The sequence below is a fragment of the Vibrio aerogenes genome, assembly GCF_024346755.1.
In the GTDB taxonomy this organism is placed as follows: domain Bacteria; phylum Pseudomonadota; class Gammaproteobacteria; order Enterobacterales; family Vibrionaceae; genus Vibrio; species Vibrio aerogenes.
The window spans coordinates 1,107,108-1,132,982 of record NZ_AP024862.1 but is presented as its reverse complement, the minus strand read 5'-3'; the positions used below and the strand labels follow the sequence as shown (position 1 = coordinate 1,132,982).

Below are 25,875 nucleotides of genomic sequence, written 5' to 3'. Positions count from 1 at the left end.
TGAAGGTAGACATTATGACTTTTTACTTTATGTTTTTTTTCATGTACATCCAGAAGATGCAGATAGACTAAATAACTGTTCCTAAATGTAGATCACCGGAGAATAAAAAGGAAAGGAACTCGGTAGCGTTTGCGCGATCTGATTAGTCGCCAAACCCACAAATCAACAATCACTACCGAGAGCCATGATTTTAACATTACCTGACCGTGCAGAGCGACGCCGAATTATCAAAAAAATGCATAAGACAAAGGATAAAGACCATTATCGTCATTTGAATGCCATATTACTTCTGGCTGACGGACAGACTGTCACAAAAGTTTCTCTGCTACTTGCTGCCGCCCGTTCATCAGTCAACCGATGGATTCACTGGTACACCGAATATGGACTCAAAGGGTTAGAAAGTCTCAGCCGTGGCAGGACGAGCGTATTACCTTTTGTTCAGATAGCTGCCATCTTGAAGACATTGATTGAAATAAACCCACAGCACCTTGGCTACCAGCGCTCCCGCTGGAGTACAGAGTTGATGGCCATGGAAGTGAACCGAATTTTTGACCTGAAGGTCCATGCATCAACGATTCGTCGCTGGTTGCCAAAACTTGGGATCGTCTGGCGCAGAGCCGTGCCAACACTTCATATCAAAGACCCGGAGAAAGAAGCAAAACTGGCTCGTATCAAACAGGCTTTAGAACAATGTGATATTGACCATCCGGTCTTTTACGAAGATGAAGTCGATATTCATCTGAACCCGAAAATCGGTGCAGACTGGATGCATCAGGGAAAAGGTCAGCAAAAGAAAGTGGTTACGCCGGGGCAAAATGCCAAACATTATCTGGCTGGGGCGCTGCATGCGACAACAGGGAAAGTCACGTATGTTGCCAGCGCCAGTAAGAGTTCAGAGTTGTTTATTGCGATGCTGGAATGCTTGAAACGCCAATATCGGCGGGCAAAAACAATCACGTTGATTGTCGATAATTACATCATTCATAAAAGTAAAAAGATCCAGAGCTGGTTGAAGAAAAATCCAAAATTTATTCTTCTGTTTCAGCCTGTTTATTCTCCGTGGGTGAATAAAATAGAGAAGCTTTGGCACGCTTTACATGAGACGGTGACCCGGAATCATCAGTGTAAAACGATGTGGCAATTATTGCAGCGGGTGCGTTACTTTCTGGATAACGTTTCACCATTCCCCGGTGGGGGTCATGGCTCGATGAAAGTGGAGCGTAATTAGGAACAGTTATTTAGAAAAAATACTACAGGATTATATAAATAATAATAATTTTTGGATTATGGAAAGGAAAAATGTAAATCATTTTTCCTTATGCTCAAAAAAATTAAAAAAATACACTCAGGTGGACTTCATCAAACTCAGGAGTATGCTTTAGAAATAATTAATAATCATGTGGAGATTGGCATAGAAACTACAGATGAGTTACTCCTTTTGTCTGATTATCTTTATGATTTATATTTAAAAAATAATAATGATATACAGAAATAAAAGATATGTTTCAATGTTATTGATAATTGTGTTATCATTGGCATTCTATTTAAAATAATCGCCGGAATAATATATATTTGTCATTCATTGGAATAACGGAAGAATGATGGCATATTTTCAGGGCAAAAATAAACTGGCTGGTTCTGTTTTTACTCGCATAATTTAAGAGGTATGTATGCAACGTTTTTTATTGGTGTTAATTAGTGTTTTGTTTTTTTCTGGATGCGCTGGTCACAAATATTATTATTACATGGAACCAACTCCTTTGAAGAAAGAAGTGACAAAGTATTCATTAGGTGAAGTGAAAGTTAATTTAATCTTAGGTCATGGTGCAATTCCTGGGGATAATAAATTTGCTTCCGAATCTGTCTTGAATCAGGAATTTTATGATTTTATTAAAAAAAATATGGAAGAAAAAGGAATTTTAGCGTCTGAAAAAGGGGAGAATACTCCAGAAGTCAATATTGTGGTTAATTATATAAGGAAATTTAACTATGGTGGAAAAGCGTTAAATAAACCTGATGTATCACACGATGTAACTGTTTTTCAGAATGGCAATAAGTTAGCAAGATTTGGAAAAGATCACTACACAACAGCGTATGGATTCCTTGAAGATACAGCTGTAACTTTAGAAATCGCAGCATTCACATGGGATGAAGAAGATGAACCCAGAGATGTTGCTTTGATCTCCAGTTTGATTGTCAAAGATCTGGCGGGATTGGGTCAGTAGTGATTAATTTTGTTGGGGATGAACGGTCGCCCAATCCATACAACCGCCCGGAAATCCGGGCGCTAGCCGATAATAAATTCACTCCCCAATCCGGGCCAAACACACCCGTTCCACCAATATTTTCAGCTTCAAAACTTCGCCAGCCAGATAATCTAATTCATCTTCGGTAATTTGATAATGTTCTGAATAACGGGCCTCGATATAAGCACGTTGCAGGCGGCGGAAGCTGCGGCGGTGAAACTTGCTGTCCAGCGGCAGAATGGTTTTAAATTCCGGGTCGATTTGTGCGCAGAGCTTACCAAGTTTTTCAATATTGTGGGATTTGGGCAGGTAATTGGTGCAGGTGAGAAGGGCACAGGCGTATAAATGCTCCGTTGCCTGATGAAGCTCAAAAGCTGATTTTTTTAATCTTGATCGTTCTCTTGCATAAGTATAAATGTCAAAATCGTCTGCAAAATTTTCCGACCATTGCTGATAATATTTTGTTGCAATGGCTTTTTTCTCTTCTTCAGTCAGTTTTCCCGGCAGGGAGAGTTCTTTCGGTATCGCTGAGAAAACTTCAATGCCTTCTTCGCGGATATCTTTAAAAAAATAGTGACCTTGCTGGAGTCGCTCGTTGACATCATGGAGCGAATGCACAATCAGGCCAAGGGGCGCAGACGTCACTTTTCGGTCAATCTCCTCCCTTGCCCGCTGCCAGATAATATCTTCTTCCACGGCATCATCATGATTCACCACCACCAGAATATCGTAATCCGACACATAGCCATTCTCCGGGTCATTGACCTGCGTACCTTTGGCGTGGCTGCCAAAAAGGATGATTTTTAAGATCCGGAACTCCCGCTTACTCCCTTGTTTATGTTTCACGAACTCATCCATGGTATTGCGAAAAATCACAGACATCGTCCGGAGTTCGTGCTGTTTGAGTTCAGGGAGGTGTTCAAGGCTTTTCTTCATGATACGGGTGACAGATGTATAAACAGACAATTGAGTCAGTGTGGCCGGTTATGAGGAAAATGTCTATAGGTTTCAAGGTGATTGGGGTTGCAATTCGTGGTTCAGCAAGGTGATGTTGTGCCTGTCCTGTTTATTACGTTGCTGCATCTGATACAGCAGAACATATGGATGTGGTGCAAAAGAGCTGGATGTTGAATTGCAATTCTGAGGACATTTTAATCCCCCTGAAAGAGACAGACTTTTCCCGGCAACCGGCCACACTAAAGCTAACCTGCGGACATAAAAAATGGCGCGATTATCGCGCCATTCATCAAGTTTCATTTGCTTGGCAAATCAGAATTTGTAAGTGACGTCAAAGTAGTGTGATACGCCAGATGATCTAAAGCCTGAAGAATCTTTAATGCCGTAAACATCATCAAACACTTTCAGACCGTAACCGACTGCATAGCGGTTGCTGTGCCAATAGATACCGTTAAACCAAGCCAGGCCGTGATCAGATGTTGCGCCGGCTTTTTCTTGCAGGTCGAATTCGTAATCCAGGTAACCCTGATAGGCGATAAATGAACCGTTGTCAAAGTTAACAAAAGGCTTGAACCATACTGTCGAGAACTGGTAACCATTCCACTCGTTGTTTTTGATGTTGTAAGATTTGTAAAGGTTAAATTGCACTTTACCAAACCATGGTACCATGACGTCGGCACCGATACCGTTTTTGGTCGCGTAACCGCCATCGTTATTGCCATCAATCGTGGTGTAGTTAGCAACATACCATTCTTTAATTGGGCCAACAGATAAATCGGTGTTGAACAAACCATCGATAGACATACGTGGTGCAAATTTAGCGAACGTTTTAGCATTGTTGCCTTTGTTTGCGGATTTATCACTGTCATCATCGTCCGTCAGGTTGAACACATCAAGGTAACCATACAGATCAAAAATTCCTGAACGACCGCCAAACTCCATTTCGAAGTATGTGTGGTTATTGTTACCAGGCTTTTCATTAAGTACATGCATCAGGTTAAATTGCATCCACTTATAATCGTTTTTATGAGTGTTACCATCAGTGTAATCAGCGGCCAGGGCAGGAGTGGAAACTGCAGCAGCCAGACTTAGTGCTAAAAGTGATTTGCGCATTGCTGTGATTCTCTACATTGTGATTTTCAGTTTATATAATCGATTGCGTTGACGTCATCGGTTACTAATGCCGAAGATGATAGCGATTTATCTCTCAATTAAAAGTAGAAAACCAAGAAACAGTGAATATTTATTGTGATGCGAGTCACATAAATGTGTTTATTATGGAACTAAATAAAATAACAGGGACATGCACCTTAACAAAGGTCACACAACAACTGCCTTTACCACACGGAAATACAATGTTGCATTAAAAAAGGATGAGCTTTTTAGTCTTTTTCGCTAAGAAAACAGCACGTTTGAGGTAATTCAGATAAGGAAAGCTGGTTGTTGATTCATTCAGGATGCAGCGAAACCCGGATTAACAATAAATCCCGTGAATTCGCTGTTTGTTGAAAAAGGTTTTCACTATCCGGAGCTGCTCAGGTGGTCCAATCCACCCACATCGGTTTTGTTCCAGATGAGTACAGAGCTTGAGGCATTCAGTCTGGTTCAGGGAAAGACGCAAGACAATGGCAGGCTGATGCGCATCGATATAGCCCGGCTTATCTTGCCGGATTTGCCGCCCGACAAAATCAACCCATTCGAGATAATCCATGAGCCGAAACGGAATGCCTGCGGGGTTTTCCTGATGTTCATAACCTGTAAAAGGGTGCAGGCCAGCAGGCGTTGGCTGGTGATTTTCGAGACTATCCAGCCGCTTTTTCACGGAAGTATGCTGTGAGGTTTCCGGGGTGGGGCTGACCTTTGCCCGAATGGGGTTCAGGTCAACATACGTCATGGCTGCCAGTAAGGCTTTCTCATCCAGCAGTGCCTGAGATTTGAAACGGCCTTCCCAGAAATGACCCGTGCAGTGATCTTCCTGATTGGCTTGTTTGGCTATCTCCTCATTGAGTTCTTTCATCAGCCAGCTCAGAGACCAGAGGCGCTGGCGCCATGCTTCGATAATGACTTCACATTGTCTGTTTTCAGCGGGTGTTAATGGGAGATGTAAATAGCGCTGAATGATCGTCGGCAGTTGATGCTCAACAGACCAGCGTTCAATCACTTCAGCATTTGTCAGCTGTGCTGCCTTTTCCTGATTGATATGCACCACAAGGTGATAATGGTTATGCATCACCGCATACGCACAGATATCAATACAATAAACCTGAGCAAGCGCAAGAATCCGGTTTTCAACCCACAGGCGACGGTGCTCATAAGACTTGCCTGAGAACTGATCTTCCCCGCACAGAAAAGAATGCCGGACACAGCGGGAGACGCAGTGGTAATAAGGCGTGATATCAAGAGAAACTTTCTGTGCTCTGGGTGTGGTCATAACTTCGTCAGGTTGATTGTGCTTGAGTCAATCATACCGGTTGAATGACATGGTTGAAAATGCAGTAACAGGAGATGCGATGGACTTTGCGTTGTGAATGAAATCGTATGTGATATCAGTATGATGTCTTGAGTTTTGACCTACAGGTTTCTGGTGCGTGTCCCCGATAACTTCTGGTGCGTGTCCCCGATCATGGTTTCTGGTGCCTGTCCCCGATAACTCGCCGATAACTGCGCCTATAACTTGTCAGCTCTTATAAATATTCATGATATGCAGATATTTATTAAGATGATGATAAATAAATAACAGATGTATTATTAGATATGAGCCATATTTTGTTAAATATTAAACATAATATTCCCTTTTGTGATATGTCGTTTACGCTATATTTATTAAATATACAGGCTTGTTAGTATAATATTCTTTCTATTTTTGTTAATTAAGTGTTAATCGATGCGATTTGTATAAAAAATCACCACAAAAAGGTTTGTTATTCTGGATTTATTTAAAATAAAAAATATACAACTGGTTTGATAAGTTATTATCATATCTTATTCTGAGTTATGGTTTATCTGTATGCTTGATAAACTTATATACAGGTTAGTGTTTTTTGTATCATTTATATTAAATGCTAAAAATAATTAAATTATAATACTTTGTTGTATTTTTAATGATGATAGTGTTCTTTGTGTCTTTTTAACTATCTGTTTTTCTTTGTGTTTAATATATTTTATATATATTTTAAAAATATTTTAATGATATGTTTTATTGGGTTTTCCTTTGTTTTTTTGTTTATTTTGTCATTTTTTAATGATGAGATAGTTATTTGATTGAACTGTTTTGTTAAACAATTATTTAATATTTGATTCACTTGAGTATAAAAAGCTTTTTGTTATATTCGGTTTTATATGTTCGTTATGAATTAGTTGTTGTGCGTTACATAAATTGTTGTTTATTCATGATGTTTATATTTAAAAAATTATAAAAATGGGACGGATTCATCTCTATTTTACTGGCCTCAGTATTTGACGGATGACAGGCTTATTACGTCCTGAAATAAAAATATGATTAACCGTTAATAATATGGAAGTTGGTGTTATATGAATTATCAAAGTAATAACCTCTCTGAAAAAAAAAGGTCTGAAGAGCTTTTGCTGCCGCTCTCCACCGCACAATGGGGCATCTGGTTTGCTCAGGAAATTAACCAAAAAGCAAATCCCAAAGTTTATAAGGTCACTGAGTGTCTGGAAATTTTCGGCCCGGTCCGGACCGACCTTTTTGAAACAGCAGCACGTCAAACGATTGGTGAGACTGAATCTTGCCATCTGGTTTTTGAACGAACGCCGGACGGGCCACGGCAACGGCTGATTTCATTGCCATTCTGGCCATTTCCGGTACTTGATATGAGTGGTGAAGATGATCCGGATGCAGCTGCCCGTGAATGGATGACATCTGATATGGAGAGGCCTTTTGACTTACAGCAAGGGCCTCTTTTTTCATTGGCGTTACTTCGCGTTGCGCCGGAACGTTTCCTGTTTTATCTCAGCGGTCATCACATCATGATGGATGGCTTTGGCGGAGTGCTTTTTTCTTCCCGTCTGGCACAAATATACTCTGCACTGATTGCCGGAGAAACGCCGCCAGCCTGTCCGTTTTCCCGTTTATCTGATGTTATGCTGGCGGATCAAAATTATGAAGCATCCAAACAGTTTCAACGTGATCGTCAGTATTGGGGCGACCTGATGGAAAACCGGCCAGAGCCATTGAGTCTGGCCGGGAAGGAAATGGCTTGTGCTGATGTATTGCGCCGTCAGGTCTATTTACCTGATGCAACCAACCAGTCGCTGCGACAATTTGCTGTGACATGCGGGACGACGCTGCCACAACTTCTCACTGCCCTGATCGCGCTCTACTTTTACCGGGTCACGGGAGAAGAAGACTTGGTGCTTGGCTTTCCTGTGATGGCCCGAAACAGCCGGATGCTGCGGGCTTTTCCGGGGATGATGACCAATGTGTTGCCACTGCGGTTGTCACTGAACCCGGATATCCGGTTACGGGAATGCCTGGAGCAGGTGAAGCGTCAGGTCACGGCTGTTGTCCGGCATCAGCGTTACCGCGGGGAAACATTGCGTTCTGACCTGAACCTCAGCACCGAAAGTGGTACGCTTTATTCAACTTCCATCAATATCATGCCATTTGAATATGATATCCGCTTCGGAGCGTACCCGGTTGCGGTGCATAATCTTTGCCTTGGTCCTACCGATGACTTGTCGGTGAATATTTATGATCGTGGTGCTGAAAACGGGCTGGAACTGTGTATCGATGCAAACACAGCCTTGTATGATGAAGCCTGTATCGAATCCCATTTCCGCCGTCTGGTTCACTTTTTCTCCATTGCCTCTTCACAAAATCCAGATTTACCCGTCACACAGTATGATTGGCTTCTGCCTGAAGAGCGGACGCAGATTCTGGCACAGTGGAACAATACACAGGTGCCATATCCGGCTGAGTTCTGTGCGCATGAGCTATTTGAACACTATGCGGCATCCGCACCGGATTCTCTCGCCGTTGTCTGTCATCACCATCGTATGACGTATGGTGAGCTGAATGCACAGGCGAACCAGCTGGCCCGTTATCTGCGCAAATTGGGGGTTGGCCCTGAAAAACGGGTCGCTCTTTGTTTTGACCGGGGCAGTGGCTTGATTGTTGCTATGCTGGCGACGCTCAAAGCCGGCGCGGGCTATGTACCGCTGGACCCGAATTACCCACAGGAAAGGATTCAGTATATTCTCGAAGACAGCACACCGGATGCTTTGCTGACCGATGGCATTTTATCCGGTGAAGTGTGGGCCGGAGTGTTTCCGGATGAGGACATGGGCCGGTCGAAAATGCATCATATCAACTTTCGTACGGATGCTTATCTGTGGGTTGATTACTCAGAAGAAAATCTACCGCGCGGCAATCTGACACCGGATAATCTTGCTTATATCATCTATACCTCTGGCTCGACCGGAAAACCCAAAGGTGTGATGGTTGAACACAAAACGCTGACCAACCTGATCCACTGGCATCGCCAGTCATTTGATTTGCAGACAGGAGACTGTTCTTCCAGTGTTGCCGGAATGGGATTTGACGCCGCAGTGTGGGAAATCTGGCCGCCACTATGTGCCGGTGCTTATCTGGTTCTGCCGCCGCTGGCTGTCTCGCGTGATCCGGAACAGCTGCTTAACTGGTGGGTCAATCAACCGATTCAGGTTGGGTTTCTTTCCACGCCGATTGCAGAACTGGCTTTTGCCCGCAGGATCAAGCATCCGACACTGAGAACCCTGCTGGTCGGTGGTGACCGGTTGAATGTACTTCCTGAACCGGATGCCGGTTTTACACTGGTCAATAACTATGGCCCGACCGAAACAACGGTGGTTGCAACGTCCGGAGCCATTTGCGCAGACGATTCAGTGCTGCATATCGGGCGTCCGCTGAATAACATGAAGATTTATATTCTGGATGAACAACGTCAGCTGGTTCCGGTGGGTGTGGAAGGTGAAATTTATATTGGCGGCACTGGTGTGTCGCGCGGATACCTGAATCGCCCCGATTTAACCGCGGAACGTTTTCTGGCTGACCCTTTCTCTGAAGTGCAGGGCGCCCGGATGTACCGAAGCGGTGATCTGGCCCGCTGGCTGCCTGATGGCACCATTGAATACTTAGGCAGGAATGACAGCCAGGTCAAAATCCGTGGATTCAGAATCGAGCCCGGTGAAGTGGCTTCGGCGTTGCAGCGTTGTGACTGCGTGAAAAATGCCGTCGTGGTGGCAATCAGCGGGCAATCTTTACAAGGACAATCTTTACAAGGACAGGCACCGTTAACAAAAGGACAAACGTTAGAAGGACAGGCACCACTAAAAGGACAGGCATTACAGGGACAGTCGTCCACAGAGAAGCGGTTGGTTGCTTATTACACGCTTTATGACGGGTATGAAACGGTCTCAGCGGCGAACCTGAAACAGCAGTTGAGTCAGGTGTTGCCTGAGTATATGGTCCCGGCGGCTTATGTTCGCCTGGCGCACATTCCACTCACTGCGAATGGCAAAGTGAATTACAGAACCCTGCCGCAACCGGATGAAAGTTCATTTGTCCGGCAGGCGTACGAAGCGCCACGGACACCGGCAGAAAAAGTGCTGGCCGATGTATGGCAATCCCTGCTTGGTGTGGAAAAAGCAGGCCGGATGGACAATTTCTTTGAATTGGGCGGGCATTCACTGCTGGCTGTACAGATGAGTGAGTTGCTGAGAAAACAGGGGTATCAGCTCACGGTGAAGACACTGTTTGAGCAGCCGGTTCTGGCAGAGCTGGCAGCCCTGATCGCCGCAGAAAAACCACCGGCAGAAGATATTCCGCCTTCACTGATTCCGCAGGACTGCCATCAAATTACGCCGGATATGTTACCCCTGGTCAGCCTGACACAAGCACAAATCGATATGCTGGTGTCTGAAATTCCCGGTGGTGCCGCCAATGTGCAGGACATTTATCCGGCCGGGCCGCTGCAACAGGGGCTGCTGGTTCAGCATCTGTTGCAAAAACAGGGCGATTTATACACGATTCGGATGATTCAGGCATTTCCCGACCAGCAAATGCTCCTGTCATTTACGGATGCATTGCAGAAGGTGATCCGCCGTCACGACATTTTGCGAACCTCGATGGCATGGGAAGGACTGGATCAACCGGTGCAAATCGTCTGGCGAAATGCACCGCTGGATGTTGTGACGCTCAATCTCGGGGCTGAAGATGTCGCCGATGAGCTGGAACGGCGTTTTCGTCCGGAACACAGCCGGATCAATGTCAGCCATGCACCGATGATCGAAGCGTATCAGGCAGAAGATGCCGCCAATGAACGCTGGCTGCTGTGCCTGCGGATGCACCACCTGTGTACCGATCACACCAGTCTTGAACTGATGATCGAAGAGGTACAGGCGCACTGGCAGGGTAAAGCAGAACAGTTACCTGAACCGCTGCCATTTCGCAACTATATTGGCAAAGTTTCACAGCAGGACGAACAGGCCGCGCGGGCGTATTTCTCCCGTCAGCTGGGGGATTTCTCAATGCCTTCAGTCCCGTTTGGCTTAGCGCATACGCAAGGTGAAGGCGGGCAGGTGAACACATTGCATCTGGCTGTCAATGACCGGCTGGCGCAGCGATTACGCCGTCAGGCAAAACTGCATCAGGTGAGTACGGCCAGTCTGTTCCATCTGGTCTGGGGGCTGGTACTTCGTTCGGCGAGTGGACGTGACGATGTGGTTACCGGCACTATTTTACTTGGCCGGATGTCTGCCGGAGCGGGTTCAGACCGCACACTGGGGCTGTTTCTTAACACCCTGCCTTTCCGGATGCGGCTGGATAAAACGCCCACAGACGAAATGGTCCGGACCATTCATCACCAGCTGGCAGAGTTGATGGATTACGAACATACCCCCCTGTCACAGGTGCAACAATGCAGTGGTGTGCCTGCCAGTCAGCCCTTGTTCAGCAGCCTGCTGAACTATCGCTATCAGGGAGGAAATGCGCAGGTCGATGTGCTGGAGCATTTACCGGTGGATATTGTCATGGAAGAAGAACGTTCAACTTTCCCGCTGTCTTTGTCGGTCAATGATTGTCCCGGAGAAGGCTTCTCGCTTGATCTTCAGGTGGATGCCCGGGTCAGTTGCGGACTGGTGGGTACGATGGTCACCGGGACGCTGGCCCGTCTGGTCAGTGTGCTGGAACGTTCGCCGTCCCGGCCGGTCTGTGATGTGGATGCGTTTGATGAAGAGGGCTCACCGACAACCATCATGCATTCAGGCGTCGATTTCCGCGCATTGCCTGCGCCCGGAAATGATGACTATATCCGCTGTGACTATACGCCGCCTCAGGGACAAACGGAGCAGACGCTGGCCCGCTTGTGGGAATCGGTGCTGGCAGTTGATTCAGTTGGCCGGGAAGATGACTTTTTCGCCCTTGGCGGCCACTCGATGATGGCGATTCAGCTGGTCAATCAGGCCCGTCAACATGGTATTGATTTCTCATTAAAGATGCTGTTTGATGCGCCGGTTCTGAAAGACTTTTCAGCTGCGGTTGCCATTCGTCATGCCTGTTATGGGGCCAAAGTGACGCAGGAACAACCGGATGAAATGCCCGTATAAATCCAGTGCCGTCTTGTCAGCGTTCCGGGGGAGCGCTGACGGACCCATCTGATACACGCCCTGATGGATCATGTCGTCAGGGTTTTTGTGATCTTGATTCCATATTTACCGGGCAAGATCTTGCTCGCCGGGCAACTTTTTGCTCGCTTCTGAGCAAGATCTTGCCTGTATTTATAAATATATAACTACAACCCATTGATTCTTTGATGTTTGCCAAAGTGGCATAACCATTGCTGAAGTGGATGTCAGTCTAAATATATCCGGGTATGTTGAACACACCGGATACCACACTTTGATGACATCGCCCCGGCTTCGGTTGTTATGGACGATGTCTTTGTTATTTCCGGCCAATCCGGAGACGTTAGGTGATGAAGTTGTGAGTGAGTTACAGACACTGTTTGAAGTTATGACCGCGTCAGAAGGGAAAACCTTTTACCTTTTATATGACAGGTATAAATCCGACGAAGCCAGCGAATTCTGGGACACCATGAAATACCGCGACGATGTGCAGTGGTGTGAGCTGGTGCGCGGCACCGCACTTCAGTATATGGCGGAAGGTTCGCCGATCCTGATGTGTATCGCGGACGGCAATCCTGCGGAAACCCTGTTCTACTGGCTGGATGAAAACGAACCCGCCGCCGCTGGTTTTGGTCTGGCCGGGGTGTGGGACGGCGATTTTGACTCCCTTAAAGCCCACTGGCGGCCCTGGGTCGATGGCTACTTTCCCGATGGGACTTACATCATGCCCCGCTGGTACGACCCGGCGGTTTTTCACGTCTGGCACCGGATCCTCACCCCGGCGCAGCGCCTGCGCTTTTTCGGTAGTCACACGCAAATTTACCTCCCGCAGCGCGATGAAGCCGACAACAACACACTCAAACTTGCCCCGGTTGAGCCGCTGACCACTTCGGCATCCGGGCCGGACTTACTCCCGTTTGATGATTTCCCGCTGCACCTCACCCAGCCGCAATATGACGAGCTGTATTACCCGCAGCTGCTGGAAGCCTTTCTCGATGATTTATATACCCGGCTGACGGTGCGCGATGGCCGGACGCTGACCCGCGAGGCGATGGTCGCCGGTTATGAAGAAGGGATGGCGCTGGCACAGTCGCTGTTTCCGTCATCAGATTTGCTGGCCCGGCGCACCTTTGCGGTGTACCGCTTTCATTTAGGCGATGGCTATTACCGGCATCCGGAATTTGTCCGGCTGCGTAAATTTTATCCGCTGCGCGAGGCGACCGGTGAGTTTGATGATCGTTTCCGGGGCCGGGAGGATGAACTGGCCCCTTACCGCACCGCAGGCTGGCCGGATGAACTGACGGCAGAGGCTTCTCCTGCAACCAACAAGCCCTCTGCAACTGACAATACGGAGTCCCAATGAACGAGACGGCACATGAACCGGCAGCAGCGCTGATGCGCACAGCGCCGACCCAAATCCCGCTGGCGGACTGGCAGGCGATGCTCAGTGAGCCGGGCTGGTTTCTGGTGGCGGAAGCCTCGGTCAATGATGATGTGATGATGTTTGCCGAAGCGCAGGATACGCCGGATAAAAACCGGCTGTTCTGGGGCGCGATGGGGGAGCAGAACGCTGCGCTGTCGCCGCACCTGCTGCGCCCGGAGTCGTTTGAATGGTTTGAGGAATATATCGCCACTCAGCCGCCGTGGGGGATGGCGGTGCGGCTGGACCCGTCGCTGCTGTCACAGCCCCCGGCGCAGCAGCTGGAGATGGTGCTGCGTCATCTTCGGGCGTGGACGCTGGTGGATTACCCGCAGGAAGGGACGATCATTTTGCGCATCAGTGACTGGGAGATATTCACCACCCTGTGGCAGGCCAGCGGCGAATTGAGCCGCCATCAGCTGCGTGGCCCGCTGGGCGCGGTGGCTTACTGGCAGCCGGGTGCAGAGACCGTGGATTATCTGGCCTTTGAGACCCCGCCGGATATTGTGCAGGCATCGACCATTGAGCTGCCGCTGGTGCTGACAGCGCCGCAGGATAAAGCGCTGACCATCCGCACGGAGCAGCAGCGCTACCGTCAATATCAGCAGCACCTGCAAACACACCACGGCGAAGAAACCGCAGACTGGGATGAAGCCCGGTTTGATGACTATTTATACACCCATCTCAGCCAGGCCAAATCGCATGGCTTCGGTGACCGTGTTGAGCAGCTGAAATACCTGACCCTGACGATTGCGGTGGGGGAGGATTTTATCACCCGGCCGTGGGCGCAGGAAATTCTGCGGGAGAATCAGGTGAAAGGACTGAAAGACCGGATAGACCGGCTGGTCGAACGGGGACTGAAAGCATTAGGAGAAGCGCATGATGAGGAGTCAGACGTCGTATGAGTAAGAGTAACCAGCAGAAACAAGCCGACATTCTGTCCAGTGTCGAGGCGGCTGAGCAGAATTTCTCCACCGATAAGGTGCTGGACTGTGGCTGCGTAAAATGCGGCTGTGAGCTGTTTATCCGCTATCACTATGACGATGACCAACCCATCGCCGGGGCGGAAGTGGTGCTGACCGACAGTAACAAAACGGAGGTGAGCGGCACCACGGATGACAACGGGCTGCTGAAAGTCAAGGACATGGGCTGCGGCGGGTATGATTTGATGCTCGGGGAGGGCAAAGACACCTTCAAGCCGGAAGATGCGATGGAGAACAATCCGGTATTGCAGAATAACCCCAAATATGCGGTGCTGGCGGGGGAATATTTTGCCCTGTATGCGACGCTCAACCGGGCGGGTTATCTGGAATATGATGCCAGTGACAGCTCGGATGATGAGATTGATATCGACCGCCACTGGATGAAAGGCAGCATTCCTGATGAATATGCGCCGGCGTATGACCGGTTTCAGGAATTAGTCAAACAGATTAACCACGGCTCGGTGGATTTGCGCAAGGCGGTGAACAAGATTCACAGCAGTCTGGCGGGTGAAATGGCGGGTCTGGCGCATGACAACACGGCAATTCTGCTGTTTTGTGAGGTGGCGCTGGGGTTTGTGCCGGTGGTCGGTCAGGCGATGGATTTGTATGACCTGGGCTGCTGGGGCTGGGATACCTGCACCAAAGACGAGCTGGATTTCTGGCACTGGGCCGGAGGCGTGCTGGTGGTGATTGGTTTTATACCGGGGCTGGGGGATGCGACCAAAAAGACCGGTAAAACGATTATCGAAGCGCTGCAAAAGGCTGATTCGCGGGTGATTCAGAAGGCGATTAAAATCCTGCGCAGCCTGTCGAACGGCAATCTGGTGAAGTATCTGAAGAAATTCGGCAGCACGCTGGATGAGTATGCGGGCAAAGCGAAGAAGCTGTTGCAGGAAATCATCGCCGGGCTGACGGATGCGGTGAACAAGAGCAACAACTGGGCGGTGGTGCTGATGAAAGATGCCTTCATGAAGCTTGTGGAGGCGATGAAAAAGCTGGAAAACAAAATCGATGAGATGACGGGGAAAATCAAGTCCAAAGTCGATGAGTTTGTGGACAAGGTGGTGACACACAAAACCGGCACACCGTATAAGAAAAAGACCATGAAAGACCCGGTGAATACCAATGCGGGCAAAGAGAATTACCGTAAAAAAGATCTGGAAGATGCTGAGCTGAAAAAAACGCATGAAGCGCAGCAGGCTAAAGATGCGGAAACACCAACAGACAAGACCAAAGCCAAAGAAAAAGATCCGATAGTGTGTAAAGACGATCCGGTGGATGTTTCAACCGGGCAGGTGTTTGAATCCCGTCAGGACTTTGTCGTGGCGGGTTTCCAGCCGCTGATCCACAGCCGCTATTATCATTCGGTTGGCCGCCGGGAAACCGGGTTGATGGGCGCCTTATGGCGCAGCAGCTGGGATATCAGTCTGGAAGTTAACGGGACCGATGTGACCTTTACCGATGAAGATTACACCACTGCCGAATTTATTCTCCCGTATCAGGATTTGCCGACTCAGTCGGCTGAAAAGCCACAATACTGGTTGCACCGGGGAAATTGTGGTGAGCTGATTTTAAAACACAAAGACGGTCAGCAATACTGGTTTGAGCATGCGATTGGCTCACAGCTGCGCCTGACCCGCATCCGTGATGCTTACGGCAATGAAAACGCCTTTTTGTATGAGCGCGGCACACTGAAATGGGTGATGCTGAGTGATGAACGTTTAGTCAAAGTGGAAACAGAGCGTAAGCGTATCACTTGTCTGACTTTGTGCGACAAACAGAAAAATCCGCTGCGCGAGCTGGCCCGTTATACCTATGATAACAAAGGCTGGCTGATGTCTGTTCGTGGTGAGCCGGGACGTAACTTTGACTATCAGTACAGTCCGGAAGGCTATCTCACCCGCTGGCAGGATTTGGCGAAAACCTGGGCTGAGCATGATTATGATGAGCAGGGGCGGGTGACGGATAACCGCTGTGCGGAGGGCTACTGGAGCGGACAGGTCCGTTACGACGATGAAAAGCGCATCCACTATCATAAAAGTACCTTTGGCGGGATCACCGAATTTCATCTCAATGAAGCGTACCGGGCGGAAGCCATTGTTGACCCGGAAGGCCATCGTTCAGCACAACACTGGCAGGGCGATAAACTTGTCAGTGAAACCAATCCGCTGGGTGAGACGAATACTTATCAGTACGACGAATGGGGCAATGTGACCTCGGTGACCCTGCCGGACGGCACGGCGCACACTTACACCTATAACGACAAAGGCTGGCTGACCGCTTATACCAATCCCGCCGGGGCGCAGTGGCTGTATGAACATAATAAGCAGGGTGATGTGACTAAAGTGACCGACCCGGACGGGCGGCAGTGGCTTCAGACGTATACCTCACGCGGCCTGCGCGACAGTGTGACCGGGCCGGATGGCAGCGTCACCCGCTGGCAGTATAACGATCAGGGTTTGCCGCACAGGCTTGAACCGGCGACCGGATACGGGATGACGTTCTACTACGATGTACTGGACCGGTTGATCAAACGCGAGAGCGACAATAAACAGGTGCGGCGCTGGTGTTATGAAGGCAAACAGCTGACGCCCTCACAAATTATTTATGAGGACGGCACCACGGCCCGCTTCAGTTATGATATCGAAGGCAATTTAACCAGTGTGACCGACACGCTGGGTCATACCCGCCGGTTTGAATATGGGGCGTTTGATAAACTGCGTGCCGTGACGGATCCGACCGGTGCGACAACCCGTTATCACTATAATGTGGAAGCCGAATTTGCCGGAGTGACCAACAGCAAAGGCGACCAGTGGTTGTACGAGTTCGATACGCTGGGCCGCATCAGCAGCGAGCGTCATTACGACGGCCGCAAAGAGCAGTTCAGTTACGACCCGGCCGGGCGGATGGTGAAACGCACCAAACCGGACGGCCATCATTATCACTACCAGTACGATCCGTGCGGGCGTTTGCTGGAAGCCCAAAGCTTTGACCCTCACAACAATCCGACCGGCAAAAGCTGGTATGAATATGATGAAGCGGCGCGGCTGAAATATGCAGAAAACGGCGATGCCTGGGTGGAGATGCAGTACAGCCCGGCGGGACTGCTGCTGAGTGAAAACCTTAACGGCACGCCGATCACCCATGAATACGATGCGGCGGGAAGACGCACAGCCATGAACGGCACTCAAACCACCCGCGCCTATCAGTGGCAGCAGCAACAATTAATGCAGCTGCATATGGGTGAGCACGACCCGCTGAAATTCGCCTATCATGCCAGTGGTCAGGAATCGGCCCGTACCAGTGAGGCCGGTTTTGGTCTGTTCCATGACTGGAGTGCGACCGGGCTGTTAACCCATCAGCGTTTAGGGGCGGGTTACGCCCCCGCCGGGCGCGGCACGGTGCTGCGGCAATATCAGTACGACGCGCTGGACCAGCTGACGGCGATTGAGGATAAACGCCGCGGCCACACCGAATTTACCCTCAACCCGAACGGGCAAATCAGTGCGGTGCGTCAGCGAAAATCGTGGGAAACCAAAGCCAGCTTTGTGCAGCTGTTTGGTTACGACAGCGAGCTGAACCTCAATGAAACCGGCACCGGCAGTGAATACTCGGGCAATGTGGTGTCGATGGCCGATGAGCGGCTGAAACGACAAACCAAACAGTATGATAACGCCGGGCGGGTGGTTGAAACCGGGCGCTTCAAATATGTTTACGACGAATGCGGCCGGGTCACCACCAAAACCGAAAGCAAAGACGGTTTCCGGCCACAAACCACAAAATTTATCTGGAACGATGAAGACCGGCTGACGCATATCGAGCTGCCGGACGGCACCCGTTACCGCTACCGCTACGATCCGTTCGGGCGCAGAATTGCCAAAGAGTGCCTCAAAACCCAGACAGAAACGCATTATCTGTGGGATGGCAACACGGTGGTTCAGCAGAGCAAAATGACGGCGGACGGGACGCAGCTGCAAAGCACCGAATATCTTTATGAGCCGGACACCTTCCGCCCGCTGGCGCAAATTACCACCGACCATGACACCGGCCGCGAGCGTTTGCATTATATTGTCACCGACCATGCGGGCACGCCGCAGGAGCTGTGCACCCCGGACGGGGAAATTCAGTGGCAGGGTGACCAGCATTTATGGGGCAAATACCAGCAGCAGCGCACCCAGGTGAACCGGGGTTATTTAGAGCAGGTCGCCAATGATGCGATCACCTGCGACCTGCGTTATCAGGGCCAGATAGAAGACAGGGAGTCCGGTCTCTATTATAATCTCAACCGTTATTATGATGCGGAGAGCGGGCAGTATTTAAGTCCTGATCCTATTGGGTTTGCGGGGGGATTAAGGCCGCAGGCTTACGTAGATAATCCGATGGAATGGGCTGATCCGTTGGGGTTAGCAAAATGTCCAAAAGGAAGAGCTAAGCAGTATAGAGATAGCGGAAATGTCGGAAAGAAAAGAAATATTGCGACTTCTGACTATGAAATTAATGGAGAAAAGGGTATGGCCGATGCCGTAAGTGGAAAGAATACAAATGACGCACCATTTGTAAAAATTCCAGATGTAGATAATAGAAAATTCTCTACATTTGAAGTTGGCCACGATAGAGCTTTTGACTCAGAAGTCAAAATATTTGAGCATATAGCTAGTAAATATCCGACATCTGCAACAGGAAAAATTGATTTGTACTCTGAGTTGGAATGTTGTCCGTCATGTTCTGAAGTAATAAATCAATTTAAAAAGATGTATCCAAATATTGAAGTGAATGTGATATGGGGATAACCAAGTGAATAAAGATAAATTTATTAATATGATTAATGACTTTATATCAGTTTTGGAAATTAAAGATGGTGCTGTAAAAGGATGTAGTAATAATCAACTATCTGATCTAGAAAATAAATATGGGCTATTGCCAGAATATTATAAAATATATCTCTCTCTACTTGGAATATCATCGGGGGATTTTAAAAAAGGAACTGATGTACTATATGATGAATTAGATGATATAAATGAGTGTACCATTGAATTAATGGATGAAAATGGGATAAAAGTTCCTGAAGGCATGTTTGCATTCTTATTGCATCAAGGATATTCATCTTTGTTTTTTTTAGAGCGAAATGATAATCCAAGAGTTTATTGCTATACGGAAGGAGAAGAAATTAAAAAGACAGACTATTTATTTAGTGATTATATACGAGCCGAAATAGAGTTATATAATAAATATCAAAAATAATATATTCGAGATTCCGCAGCTAATTTAGGAATAAACGGTTTCATATAGATTGGACCTTAAGAATTAAGGAGACTGTTTATAATTTTATGCCGCATTCATCAAGCTAGAAAATAAATACTCAAATGAGACATCTTTAAACCAACAGCCGGGATCACCATCCCGGCTGTTTTATACTCAACTCACTGAATCCCGCCGGGGCGCAGTGGCTGTATGAACATAACCGGCAGGGCGATGTGACCCAAATCACCGACCCGGACGGGCGGCAATGGCGCTACACCTATACTTCAAACGGACTGCGCGAGTCGGTCACCGGACCGGACGGCAGTACCACCCGGTATCAGTACAACGAACGCGGCCAGCTGACCCGGCTTGAACCAGCGACCGGATACGGGATGACGTTCCACTACGACGTACTGGACCGGTTAATCAAGCGCGAGAGCGACAACAAACAGGTCCGTCGCTGGTGTTACGACGGCAAACACAGTCAGCCGTCGCAGGTGATTTATGAAGACGGCACCACGGCCAGCTTTAACTATGATATTGAAGGCAACCTGACCGAAGTCACCGACGCCCTCGGCCATCCCCAGCGCTTTGAATATGGCGCTTTTGACCGGCTGAAATCGGTCACCGATGCGCTGGGGGCCACCACGTATTATCACTACAATGCGGAAGGTGAATTCGCCGGCGTGACCAACAGCAAAGGCGACCAGTGGTTGTACGAGTTCGATACGCTGGGCCGCATCAGCAGCGAGCGTCATTACGACGGCCGCAAAGAGCAGTTCAGTTACGACCCGGCCGGGCGGATGGTGAAACGCACCAAACCGGACGGCCATCATTATCACTACCAGTACGATCCGTGCGGGCGTTTGCTGGAAGCCCAAAGCTTTGACCCTCACAACAATCCGACCGGCAAAAGCTGGTATGAATATGATGAAGCGGCGCGGCTGAAATATGCAGAAAACGGCGATGCCTGGGTGGAGATGCAGTACAGCCCGGCGGGACTGCTGCTGAGTGAAAACCTTAACGGCACGCCGATCACCCATGAATACGATGCGGCGGGAAGACGCACAGCCATGAACGGCACTCAAACCACCCGCGCCTATCAGTGGCAGCAGCAACAATTAATGCAGCTGCATATGGGTGAGCACGACCCGCTGAAATTCGCCTATCATGCCAGTGGTCAGGAATCGGCCCGTACCAGTGAGGCCGGTTTTGGTCTGTTCCATGACTGGAGTGCGACCGGGCTGTTAACCCATCAGCGTTTAGGGGCGGGTTACGCCCCCGCCGGGCGCGGCACGGTGCTGCGGCAATATCAGTACGACGCGCTGGACCAGCTGACGGCGATTGAGGATAAACGCCGCGGCCACACCGAATTTACCCTCAACCCGAACGGGCAAATCAGTGCGGTGCGTCAGCGAAAATCGTGGGAAACCAAAGCCAGCTTTGTGCAGCTGTTTGGTTACGACAGCGAGCTGAACCTCAATGAAACCGGCACCGGCAGTGAATACTCGGGCAATGTGGTGTCGATGGCCGATGAGCGGCTGAAACGACAAACCAAACAGTATGATAACGCCGGGCGGGTGGTTGAAACCGGGCGCTTCAAATATGTTTACGACGAATGCGGCCGGGTCACCACCAAAACCGAAAGCAAAGACGGTTTCCGGCCACAAACCACAAAATTTATCTGGAACGATGAAGACCGGCTGACGCATATCGAGCTGCCGGACGGCACCCGTTACCGCTACCGCTACGATCCGTTCGGGCGCAGAATTGCCAAAGAATGTGAACGCACCCAAACCCAAACGCATTATCTGTGGGATGGCAACACGGTAGTTCAGCAGAGCAAAATTACCGCTGATGGCACGCAGCTGCAAAGCACGGAATATCTGTATGAACCGGACACCTTCCGGCCGCTGGCACAAATCACCACTGACCATGACACCGGCCGGGAAAGGCTGCATTATATTGTCACCGACCATGCGGGCACGCCGCAGGAGCTATGCACCCCGGACGGGGAAATTCAGTGGCAGGGCGACCAGCATCTGTGGGGCAAATACCAGCAGCAGCGCACTCAGGTCAACCGGGGTTATTTAGAGCAGGTCGCCAATGATGCGATCACCTGTGACCTGCGTTATCAGGGGCAGATAGAAGACAGTGAGTCCGGTCTCTATTATAATCTTAACCGTTATTTTGATGCGGACAGTGGTCAGTATTTGAGTCCTGATCCTGCTGGCTTTGCGGGGGGACTGAGGCCGCAGGGGTATGTGGATAATCCAGTTGGATATATCGATCCGTTGGGATTGGCTAAATGCCCGATTGGGAAGCTGAAAGAAAGAGGCTTTTCAGGAGTAAAACGTAATGATAATGGAGGGTTAGATTACTCCGAGAGTAATGCGTTATATTCGAATCCTGAAAGATTTAAGCCAGACGGTTCTCCTGTAGAATCAATTGTCAAAATTGATTACACAGGAGATTATCATGCGGATTTTGAAGCAGCTAGTATGAAAGGGTTTGGTCAAAAATCTACACCTAGTCTTAATGGTGATAAATATGTCTGGCACCATTTGGATGATTATGATCCTGTTACAAATCAGGGCACAATGCAATTAGTAAGGGTTGATGCACATAATGGAATTCAGCATTCTGGTGGGGTCAGTCAGTATAAAAAAGCAACAGGTAAAAAGTATTTGTTTAAAAAATGGTAGAGGAGATGAATTGTGGTTGAGCTTGTTCATTATGAAAAAAAATTAACTGAAGATGAATATACAGAATTTGAGAAACTTTTTTCCGCTAAGTTACCATTATCCTTTAAAGAGCATTATATAAGAATCAATGGTGGTTTTTTAGCAGAGGAAGATGTAGAAAATGATTTATGGGGTTTACCTGTCGGTGGCTTTAACCCTATAAAATATGGGAAAGTTACAATTGAACAACTTGTATCTGACATTGAATCTATTGAGAACCCAGACACAGGTGAAGAATATCAAGAAGGAGAATATGTACCTTTCGCATATGATGATGGTGGTCATACTATTTTCATTTCGTTAAAAGAAGGTGATTATGGTCATATTTATCTTTATGACTGTGATGGTGAGAGTTTTTTCCAGATCTCAGAAAAATTCGAAAAATTCATTAGCAGGTTGTATAAAAATTAATAGGAGCTAGTTGAATTTCCGAACTAGGTGCTTATCTGAAACGGTACTACAACCAAAAGCCGGGAACACCACCCCGGCTTTTGACTCATTCAACTCACCCCAGCGCCGCTTTTAACTGTGCCAGTTGCTCGCGCAATGTAAGCGTCCGTGCAACTACACCTTATTCTTTGATATATAAAGTAATTTTATGAGTAACAAAATAGAATTAGCAATAGTGTCAATCGAGAAAAAATTGTCAGCTAAATTTCCTTTATTATATAGACGATATCTTAAAGAGAATATTAAAGATAATGAGCCGTATGAAATTGAAATATATAATGGAGATTTTGTATATTTTTATAATTGTTTTGATCTTGAAGAGAGAAATGAAACATATGAAGTTCATATATATGCTCCGGAATATTTCATGATTGGTCAGGATGGGGACTTGGGCTATTTTATCAGATTAAAAAGTAGTGATGATAAGATTTATAGCCTAGATTTAGGGGCATTAGGTAGCATCCCAATGGAGGAGGCGGCTCAAGATATATACTCATTGATTCGTACGTGATATGCCTAATTTGATAGTATTAGATATATTACTCATTTACGAGGTAATAGTGAAAACAATCGCTGAGTTGGTTAATCATTTAAATAATAATGCTGATGACGAAGTGTTTTGGTTAGGACAGGCAAGTGATGAACAGATCCACCTCTTAGAGTCGGAGTTAGGGGCGATACTTCCTGAATCATTAAATAGTTTTTTCCGCTTAGTTGGCGGGGGTGGTACTGTAGAAGAAAATATATCCGGAATCATTTCTGATGATGCATTAACAGAATCTCATGGTGGCATGCTGTTTGATACATTTTATTGCAGAAAAGAATTTGGATTACCTGATTATTTTGCCGTTATATATTTTAGGGAAGATGAGGTCTGTTGGTGTATCAATTTATTGCCGGACGAATTTGGTAAGATCGTTAGTTATAATCTGTTCAAGCAGGAACCAGATAAAACAATGTATGATTCTTTTGAACTTTTCTTAGAAGAATATGTGGAACTGAGAACAGAATAAAAATCGATATAGCCGGTGACTTGTGTGCCGGTCTCAAATCCGGTTCAAAATATATACACTCAAAGTGTTAGTAATAAGTAAGAATAATGAACATAAAATTAGAGAATACGGGAAGACAATTAGCTCTTGGTGACCTTTTGAACTTGGAGAAAATAATAGGTTTTGAGCTTCCGGAACAATTTAAAAACTTTTATTTAAAGAACAACGGTGGGGAACCTGACCCCGATCATTTTCCTGCTCATAAGGAATTCGATCCAATATGTATTTCCTCTTTTTTGCATGTGAAATATCCATGTGGCACTGAAAATAATATGGAAGATACATATCAGAAAGGAGTACAAAAAAACTACCTGCCGAGTGATTTATTACCATTCGCTGTTGATTGGGGTGGTAATTATATTTGTATAAATAAAATGAATGAAATATTTTTTTATGCAGTAGATAGATGGTGTGAAGATTTAGACAATCACGAAAATATGAATAGAAATAAGAGATTTATTTGTCAGTCATTTGAAGATTTTACTAATTCATTGGTTGATGAAGATGAAGCATATGATTAATGTTTATCTGCACTTCATTAACAGCCGGGATCACCATCCCGGCTATTGACTCACTCAACTCACCCCAGCGCCGCTTTTAACTGTGCCAGTTGCTCGCGCAATGTAAGCGTCCGGGCAACCCCACCTAACCTCTCAAAATTAACCGGGCTAAACTGTCATTTTTCACCAGAGGAATAAAATGATGGGCTTCTCACCAAAAAAGAACAAAAGCGCAGTAGTTGGCTGAACTTACCCAGCCAGATATTCACGTTCTGATTCGGTGATCAAATTATGAATAAATACCTGAATTTGCCATAAATCCCGGTATTCAATCTGGGGATGACTGGAAAGAACGGCCTGCATCAACATCAGATATTCGCGGGCTTTGAGGTGAATATTCAAGTCGGTGTCATTGACTTGTGGTTCTTGAGGATTGAAGCGCCGTTTTTCCTGCTCCGGGGTGAGTTTGGCTTGATGGAAATAGTTTGATTTAGGCATAGTGAGCCTCTCTACGTATTGTGACAATTAATAGAAATCGCTACACAAAGGTTCCTACGCTCTGGGTGGCGAGCTGAGCGAGGTTAGGAACTGAAAGTGGTACTCCTATTGGCCCTTGGATAAGTGAATAATGAGTGAAACGATTATCGGGTATATAAATTCAGTCCCAAAAAATGAATTGATAGATTTAGAGCGAGATGTGCAGCAAGTGACACCTTTCGGGTTTAAATTTACGGATGAGTTAAAATTGTATAACTATCCTGAAAGTCATTTGCAGCGAAACGATATTACTCAGTTTGTAATATCAGATTCGAATACATCTAACACTGCAACTATATTGCTTGAGGAAGAAGACTACGATCCAAATGATGTATCAGAGAGTGACTTTCAGAAGAAGTTTCCCTCGATGCTAAAGGACAGAGTTTTTGAAATCACGAAGATCATTAAATGCCTAGTGCAAAAAAATTGTGTGCGAGAACTAGGTTTTTCAATTAGTTTCTGCGATGAAATAGAGCAAATAAAACATGTTTCTATTGAGTCATTTGAAAATATTGTCGTTGCTGATTGTGTAAATAGTTGTCCTCCAAATACACTTTACTTAATAGATAAATAAGCTAGATCAGATAGCTAACAGCCGGGATCACTATCCCGGCTTTTTAGTTTGCCCAGCGAAGCTGGCAAACCCGTCAGGTTGAAAGAAACCTGAATCACCCCGACTGAGGGGTAAGCGTCCGGGCAACCCACCTAACCGCTCAAAAACAACCGGGCTAAACTGTCATTTTCCACCATAGGAATAAAATGATGGCTGCTCCCCAAAAAAGAACAAAAGCGCAATGGCTGGCTGAACTTACCCAGCCAGATATTCACGTTCTGAATCAGTAATCAAATTATGAATAAACACCTGAATCTGCCATAAATCCCGGTACTCAATCTGGGGATGACTGGAAAGAACGGCCTGCATCAACATCAGGTATTCGCGGGCTTTGAGGTGAATATTCAAGTCGGTGTCATTGACTTGTGGTTCTTGAGGATTGAAGCGCCGTTTTTCCTGCTCCGGGGTGAGTTTGGCTTGATGGAAATAGTTTGATGTCGGCATGATGTGCCTCCGTTTTGCGATTGAAAATTTATCACCAAGCAAAGGTCTCAATCAATGGGTGGT

The 25,875-nt window shown here is 47.2% G+C and carries 18 protein-coding genes; 13 read left to right on the top strand and 5 right to left on the bottom strand.

Annotated elements, in window-relative coordinates:
• Positions 1–184: 184 nt before the first annotated feature.
• A complete protein-coding gene (locus tag OCV29_RS22475) occupies positions 185–1,228 on the top strand; it encodes an IS630 family transposase (protein ID WP_073604296.1) in 1,044 nt (347 codons plus the stop codon).
• 442 nt (positions 1,229–1,670) lie between these two features.
• On the top strand, positions 1,671–2,225 hold the full coding sequence (locus tag OCV29_RS22470) for a hypothetical protein (RefSeq protein WP_073604295.1): 555 nt from the start codon (positions 1,671–1,673) through the stop codon (positions 2,223–2,225).
• Between the two features lie 78 nt (positions 2,226–2,303).
• Here the strand turns inward: OCV29_RS22470 and OCV29_RS22465 are convergent, their stop codons facing one another.
• The 3 genes from OCV29_RS22465 to OCV29_RS22455 all read right to left on the bottom strand — a co-directional run bounded on the left by OCV29_RS22465 (position 2,304) and on the right by OCV29_RS22455 (position 5,634).
• Positions 2,304–3,182 (bottom strand): HEPN domain-containing protein, encoded by an 879-nt coding sequence (locus OCV29_RS22465; protein ID WP_073604366.1) that lies wholly within the window; start codon positions 3,180–3,182, stop codon positions 2,304–2,306.
• 333 nt (positions 3,183–3,515) lie between these two features.
• Positions 3,516–4,316 carry a nucleoside-specific channel-forming Tsx family protein gene (locus OCV29_RS22460; RefSeq protein WP_073604294.1) on the bottom strand — a complete coding sequence of 267 codons (801 nt, stop codon included), beginning with the start codon at positions 4,314–4,316 and terminating at the stop codon, positions 3,516–3,518.
• A gap of 361 nt (positions 4,317–4,677) precedes the next feature.
• Positions 4,678–5,634 carry a transposase gene (locus OCV29_RS22455; protein ID WP_073604293.1) on the bottom strand — a complete coding sequence of 319 codons (957 nt, stop codon included), beginning with the start codon at positions 5,632–5,634 and terminating at the stop codon, positions 4,678–4,680.
• A 1,100-nt stretch (positions 5,635–6,734) separates the two neighbouring features.
• Between OCV29_RS22455 and OCV29_RS22450 the strand changes: the two genes are divergently transcribed.
• The 10 genes from OCV29_RS22450 to OCV29_RS22405 all read left to right on the top strand — a co-directional run bounded on the left by OCV29_RS22450 (position 6,735) and on the right by OCV29_RS22405 (position 24,239).
• Positions 6,735–11,810 carry a non-ribosomal peptide synthetase gene (locus tag OCV29_RS22450; RefSeq protein ID WP_261887409.1) on the top strand — a complete coding sequence of 1,692 codons (5,076 nt, stop codon included), beginning with the start codon at positions 6,735–6,737 and terminating at the stop codon, positions 11,808–11,810.
• Between the two features lie 295 nt (positions 11,811–12,105).
• Positions 12,106–13,191 carry a DUF4123 domain-containing protein gene (locus tag OCV29_RS22445; RefSeq protein ID WP_073604291.1) on the top strand — a complete coding sequence of 362 codons (1,086 nt, stop codon included), beginning with the start codon at positions 12,106–12,108 and terminating at the stop codon, positions 13,189–13,191.
• Positions 13,188–14,153 carry a DUF4123 domain-containing protein gene (locus OCV29_RS22440; protein WP_073604290.1) on the top strand — a complete coding sequence of 322 codons (966 nt, stop codon included), beginning with the start codon at positions 13,188–13,190 and terminating at the stop codon, positions 14,151–14,153. Before OCV29_RS22445 ends, OCV29_RS22440 begins: the two co-directional genes overlap by 4 nt.
• Positions 14,150–19,021, top strand: coding sequence for a deaminase domain-containing protein (locus OCV29_RS22435; RefSeq protein WP_261887408.1), 4,872 nt, complete (start codon positions 14,150–14,152; stop codon positions 19,019–19,021). Before OCV29_RS22440 ends, OCV29_RS22435 begins: the two co-directional genes overlap by 4 nt.
• A 4-nt stretch (positions 19,022–19,025) precedes the next feature.
• Positions 19,026–19,472, top strand: coding sequence for a hypothetical protein (locus tag OCV29_RS22430; RefSeq protein ID WP_217653348.1), 447 nt, complete (start codon positions 19,026–19,028; stop codon positions 19,470–19,472).
• Positions 19,473–19,705: 233 nt separating this feature from the next.
• A complete protein-coding gene (locus tag OCV29_RS22425) occupies positions 19,706–22,177 on the top strand; it encodes an RHS repeat-associated core domain-containing protein (protein ID WP_449364085.1) in 2,472 nt (823 codons plus the stop codon).
• 12 nt (positions 22,178–22,189) lie between these two features.
• Positions 22,190–22,627, top strand: coding sequence for an SMI1/KNR4 family protein (locus tag OCV29_RS22420; protein ID WP_073606135.1), 438 nt, complete (start codon positions 22,190–22,192; stop codon positions 22,625–22,627).
• Between the two features lie 187 nt (positions 22,628–22,814).
• Complete coding sequence (locus OCV29_RS22415) at positions 22,815–23,177, top strand: SMI1/KNR4 family protein (protein WP_073606134.1); 363 nt, start codon at positions 22,815–22,817, stop codon at positions 23,175–23,177.
• Positions 23,178–23,226: 49 nt separating this feature from the next.
• Positions 23,227–23,679 carry an SMI1/KNR4 family protein gene (locus OCV29_RS22410; protein ID WP_073606133.1) on the top strand — a complete coding sequence of 151 codons (453 nt, stop codon included), beginning with the start codon at positions 23,227–23,229 and terminating at the stop codon, positions 23,677–23,679.
• Positions 23,680–23,765: 86 nt separating this feature from the next.
• Positions 23,766–24,239 carry an SMI1/KNR4 family protein gene (locus OCV29_RS22405; RefSeq protein WP_073606132.1) on the top strand — a complete coding sequence of 158 codons (474 nt, stop codon included), beginning with the start codon at positions 23,766–23,768 and terminating at the stop codon, positions 24,237–24,239.
• A gap of 228 nt (positions 24,240–24,467) precedes the next feature.
• Here OCV29_RS22405 and OCV29_RS22400 read toward each other — a convergent pair whose 3' ends face one another.
• Positions 24,468–24,716 carry a hypothetical protein gene (locus OCV29_RS22400; protein WP_073606131.1) on the bottom strand — a complete coding sequence of 83 codons (249 nt, stop codon included), beginning with the start codon at positions 24,714–24,716 and terminating at the stop codon, positions 24,468–24,470.
• Positions 24,717–24,846: 130 nt separating this feature from the next.
• On the opposite strand from OCV29_RS22400, the gene OCV29_RS22395 reads away from it, so the two are divergent.
• Complete coding sequence (locus OCV29_RS22395; protein WP_073606130.1) at positions 24,847–25,329, top strand: hypothetical protein; 483 nt, start codon at positions 24,847–24,849, stop codon at positions 25,327–25,329.
• A 234-nt stretch (positions 25,330–25,563) separates the two neighbouring features.
• Here the strand turns inward: OCV29_RS22395 and OCV29_RS22390 are convergent, their stop codons facing one another.
• Positions 25,564–25,812 (bottom strand): hypothetical protein, encoded by a 249-nt coding sequence (locus OCV29_RS22390; protein ID WP_073606129.1) that lies wholly within the window; start codon positions 25,810–25,812, stop codon positions 25,564–25,566.
• Positions 25,813–25,875: the final 63 nt, after the last annotated feature.

Coding starts and splice junctions, on each gene's coding strand:
- OCV29_RS22475 (WP_073604296.1), top strand. CDS start 185: ATGATTTTAACATTACCTGACCGTGCAGAGCGACGCCGAATTATCAAA.
- OCV29_RS22470 (WP_073604295.1), top strand. CDS start 1,671: ATGCAACGTTTTTTATTGGTGTTAATTAGTGTTTTGTTTTTTTCTGGA.
- OCV29_RS22465 (WP_073604366.1), bottom strand. CDS start 3,182: ATGAAGAAAAGCCTTGAACACCTCCCTGAACTCAAACAGCACGAACTC.
- OCV29_RS22460 (WP_073604294.1), bottom strand. CDS start 4,316: ATGCGCAAATCACTTTTAGCACTAAGTCTGGCTGCTGCAGTTTCCACT.
- OCV29_RS22455 (WP_073604293.1), bottom strand. CDS start 5,634: ATGACCACACCCAGAGCACAGAAAGTTTCTCTTGATATCACGCCTTAT.
- OCV29_RS22450 (WP_261887409.1), top strand. CDS start 6,735: ATGAATTATCAAAGTAATAACCTCTCTGAAAAAAAAAGGTCTGAAGAG.
- OCV29_RS22445 (WP_073604291.1), top strand. CDS start 12,106: ATGACATCGCCCCGGCTTCGGTTGTTATGGACGATGTCTTTGTTATTT.
- OCV29_RS22440 (WP_073604290.1), top strand. CDS start 13,188: ATGAACGAGACGGCACATGAACCGGCAGCAGCGCTGATGCGCACAGCG.
- OCV29_RS22435 (WP_261887408.1), top strand. CDS start 14,150: ATGAGTAAGAGTAACCAGCAGAAACAAGCCGACATTCTGTCCAGTGTC.
- OCV29_RS22415 (WP_073606134.1), top strand. CDS start 22,815: ATGAGTAACAAAATAGAATTAGCAATAGTGTCAATCGAGAAAAAATTG.
- OCV29_RS22405 (WP_073606132.1), top strand. CDS start 23,766: ATGAACATAAAATTAGAGAATACGGGAAGACAATTAGCTCTTGGTGAC.
- OCV29_RS22400 (WP_073606131.1), bottom strand. CDS start 24,716: ATGCCTAAATCAAACTATTTCCATCAAGCCAAACTCACCCCGGAGCAG.
- OCV29_RS22395 (WP_073606130.1), top strand. CDS start 24,847: ATGAGTGAAACGATTATCGGGTATATAAATTCAGTCCCAAAAAATGAA.
- OCV29_RS22390 (WP_073606129.1), bottom strand. CDS start 25,812: ATGCCGACATCAAACTATTTCCATCAAGCCAAACTCACCCCGGAGCAG.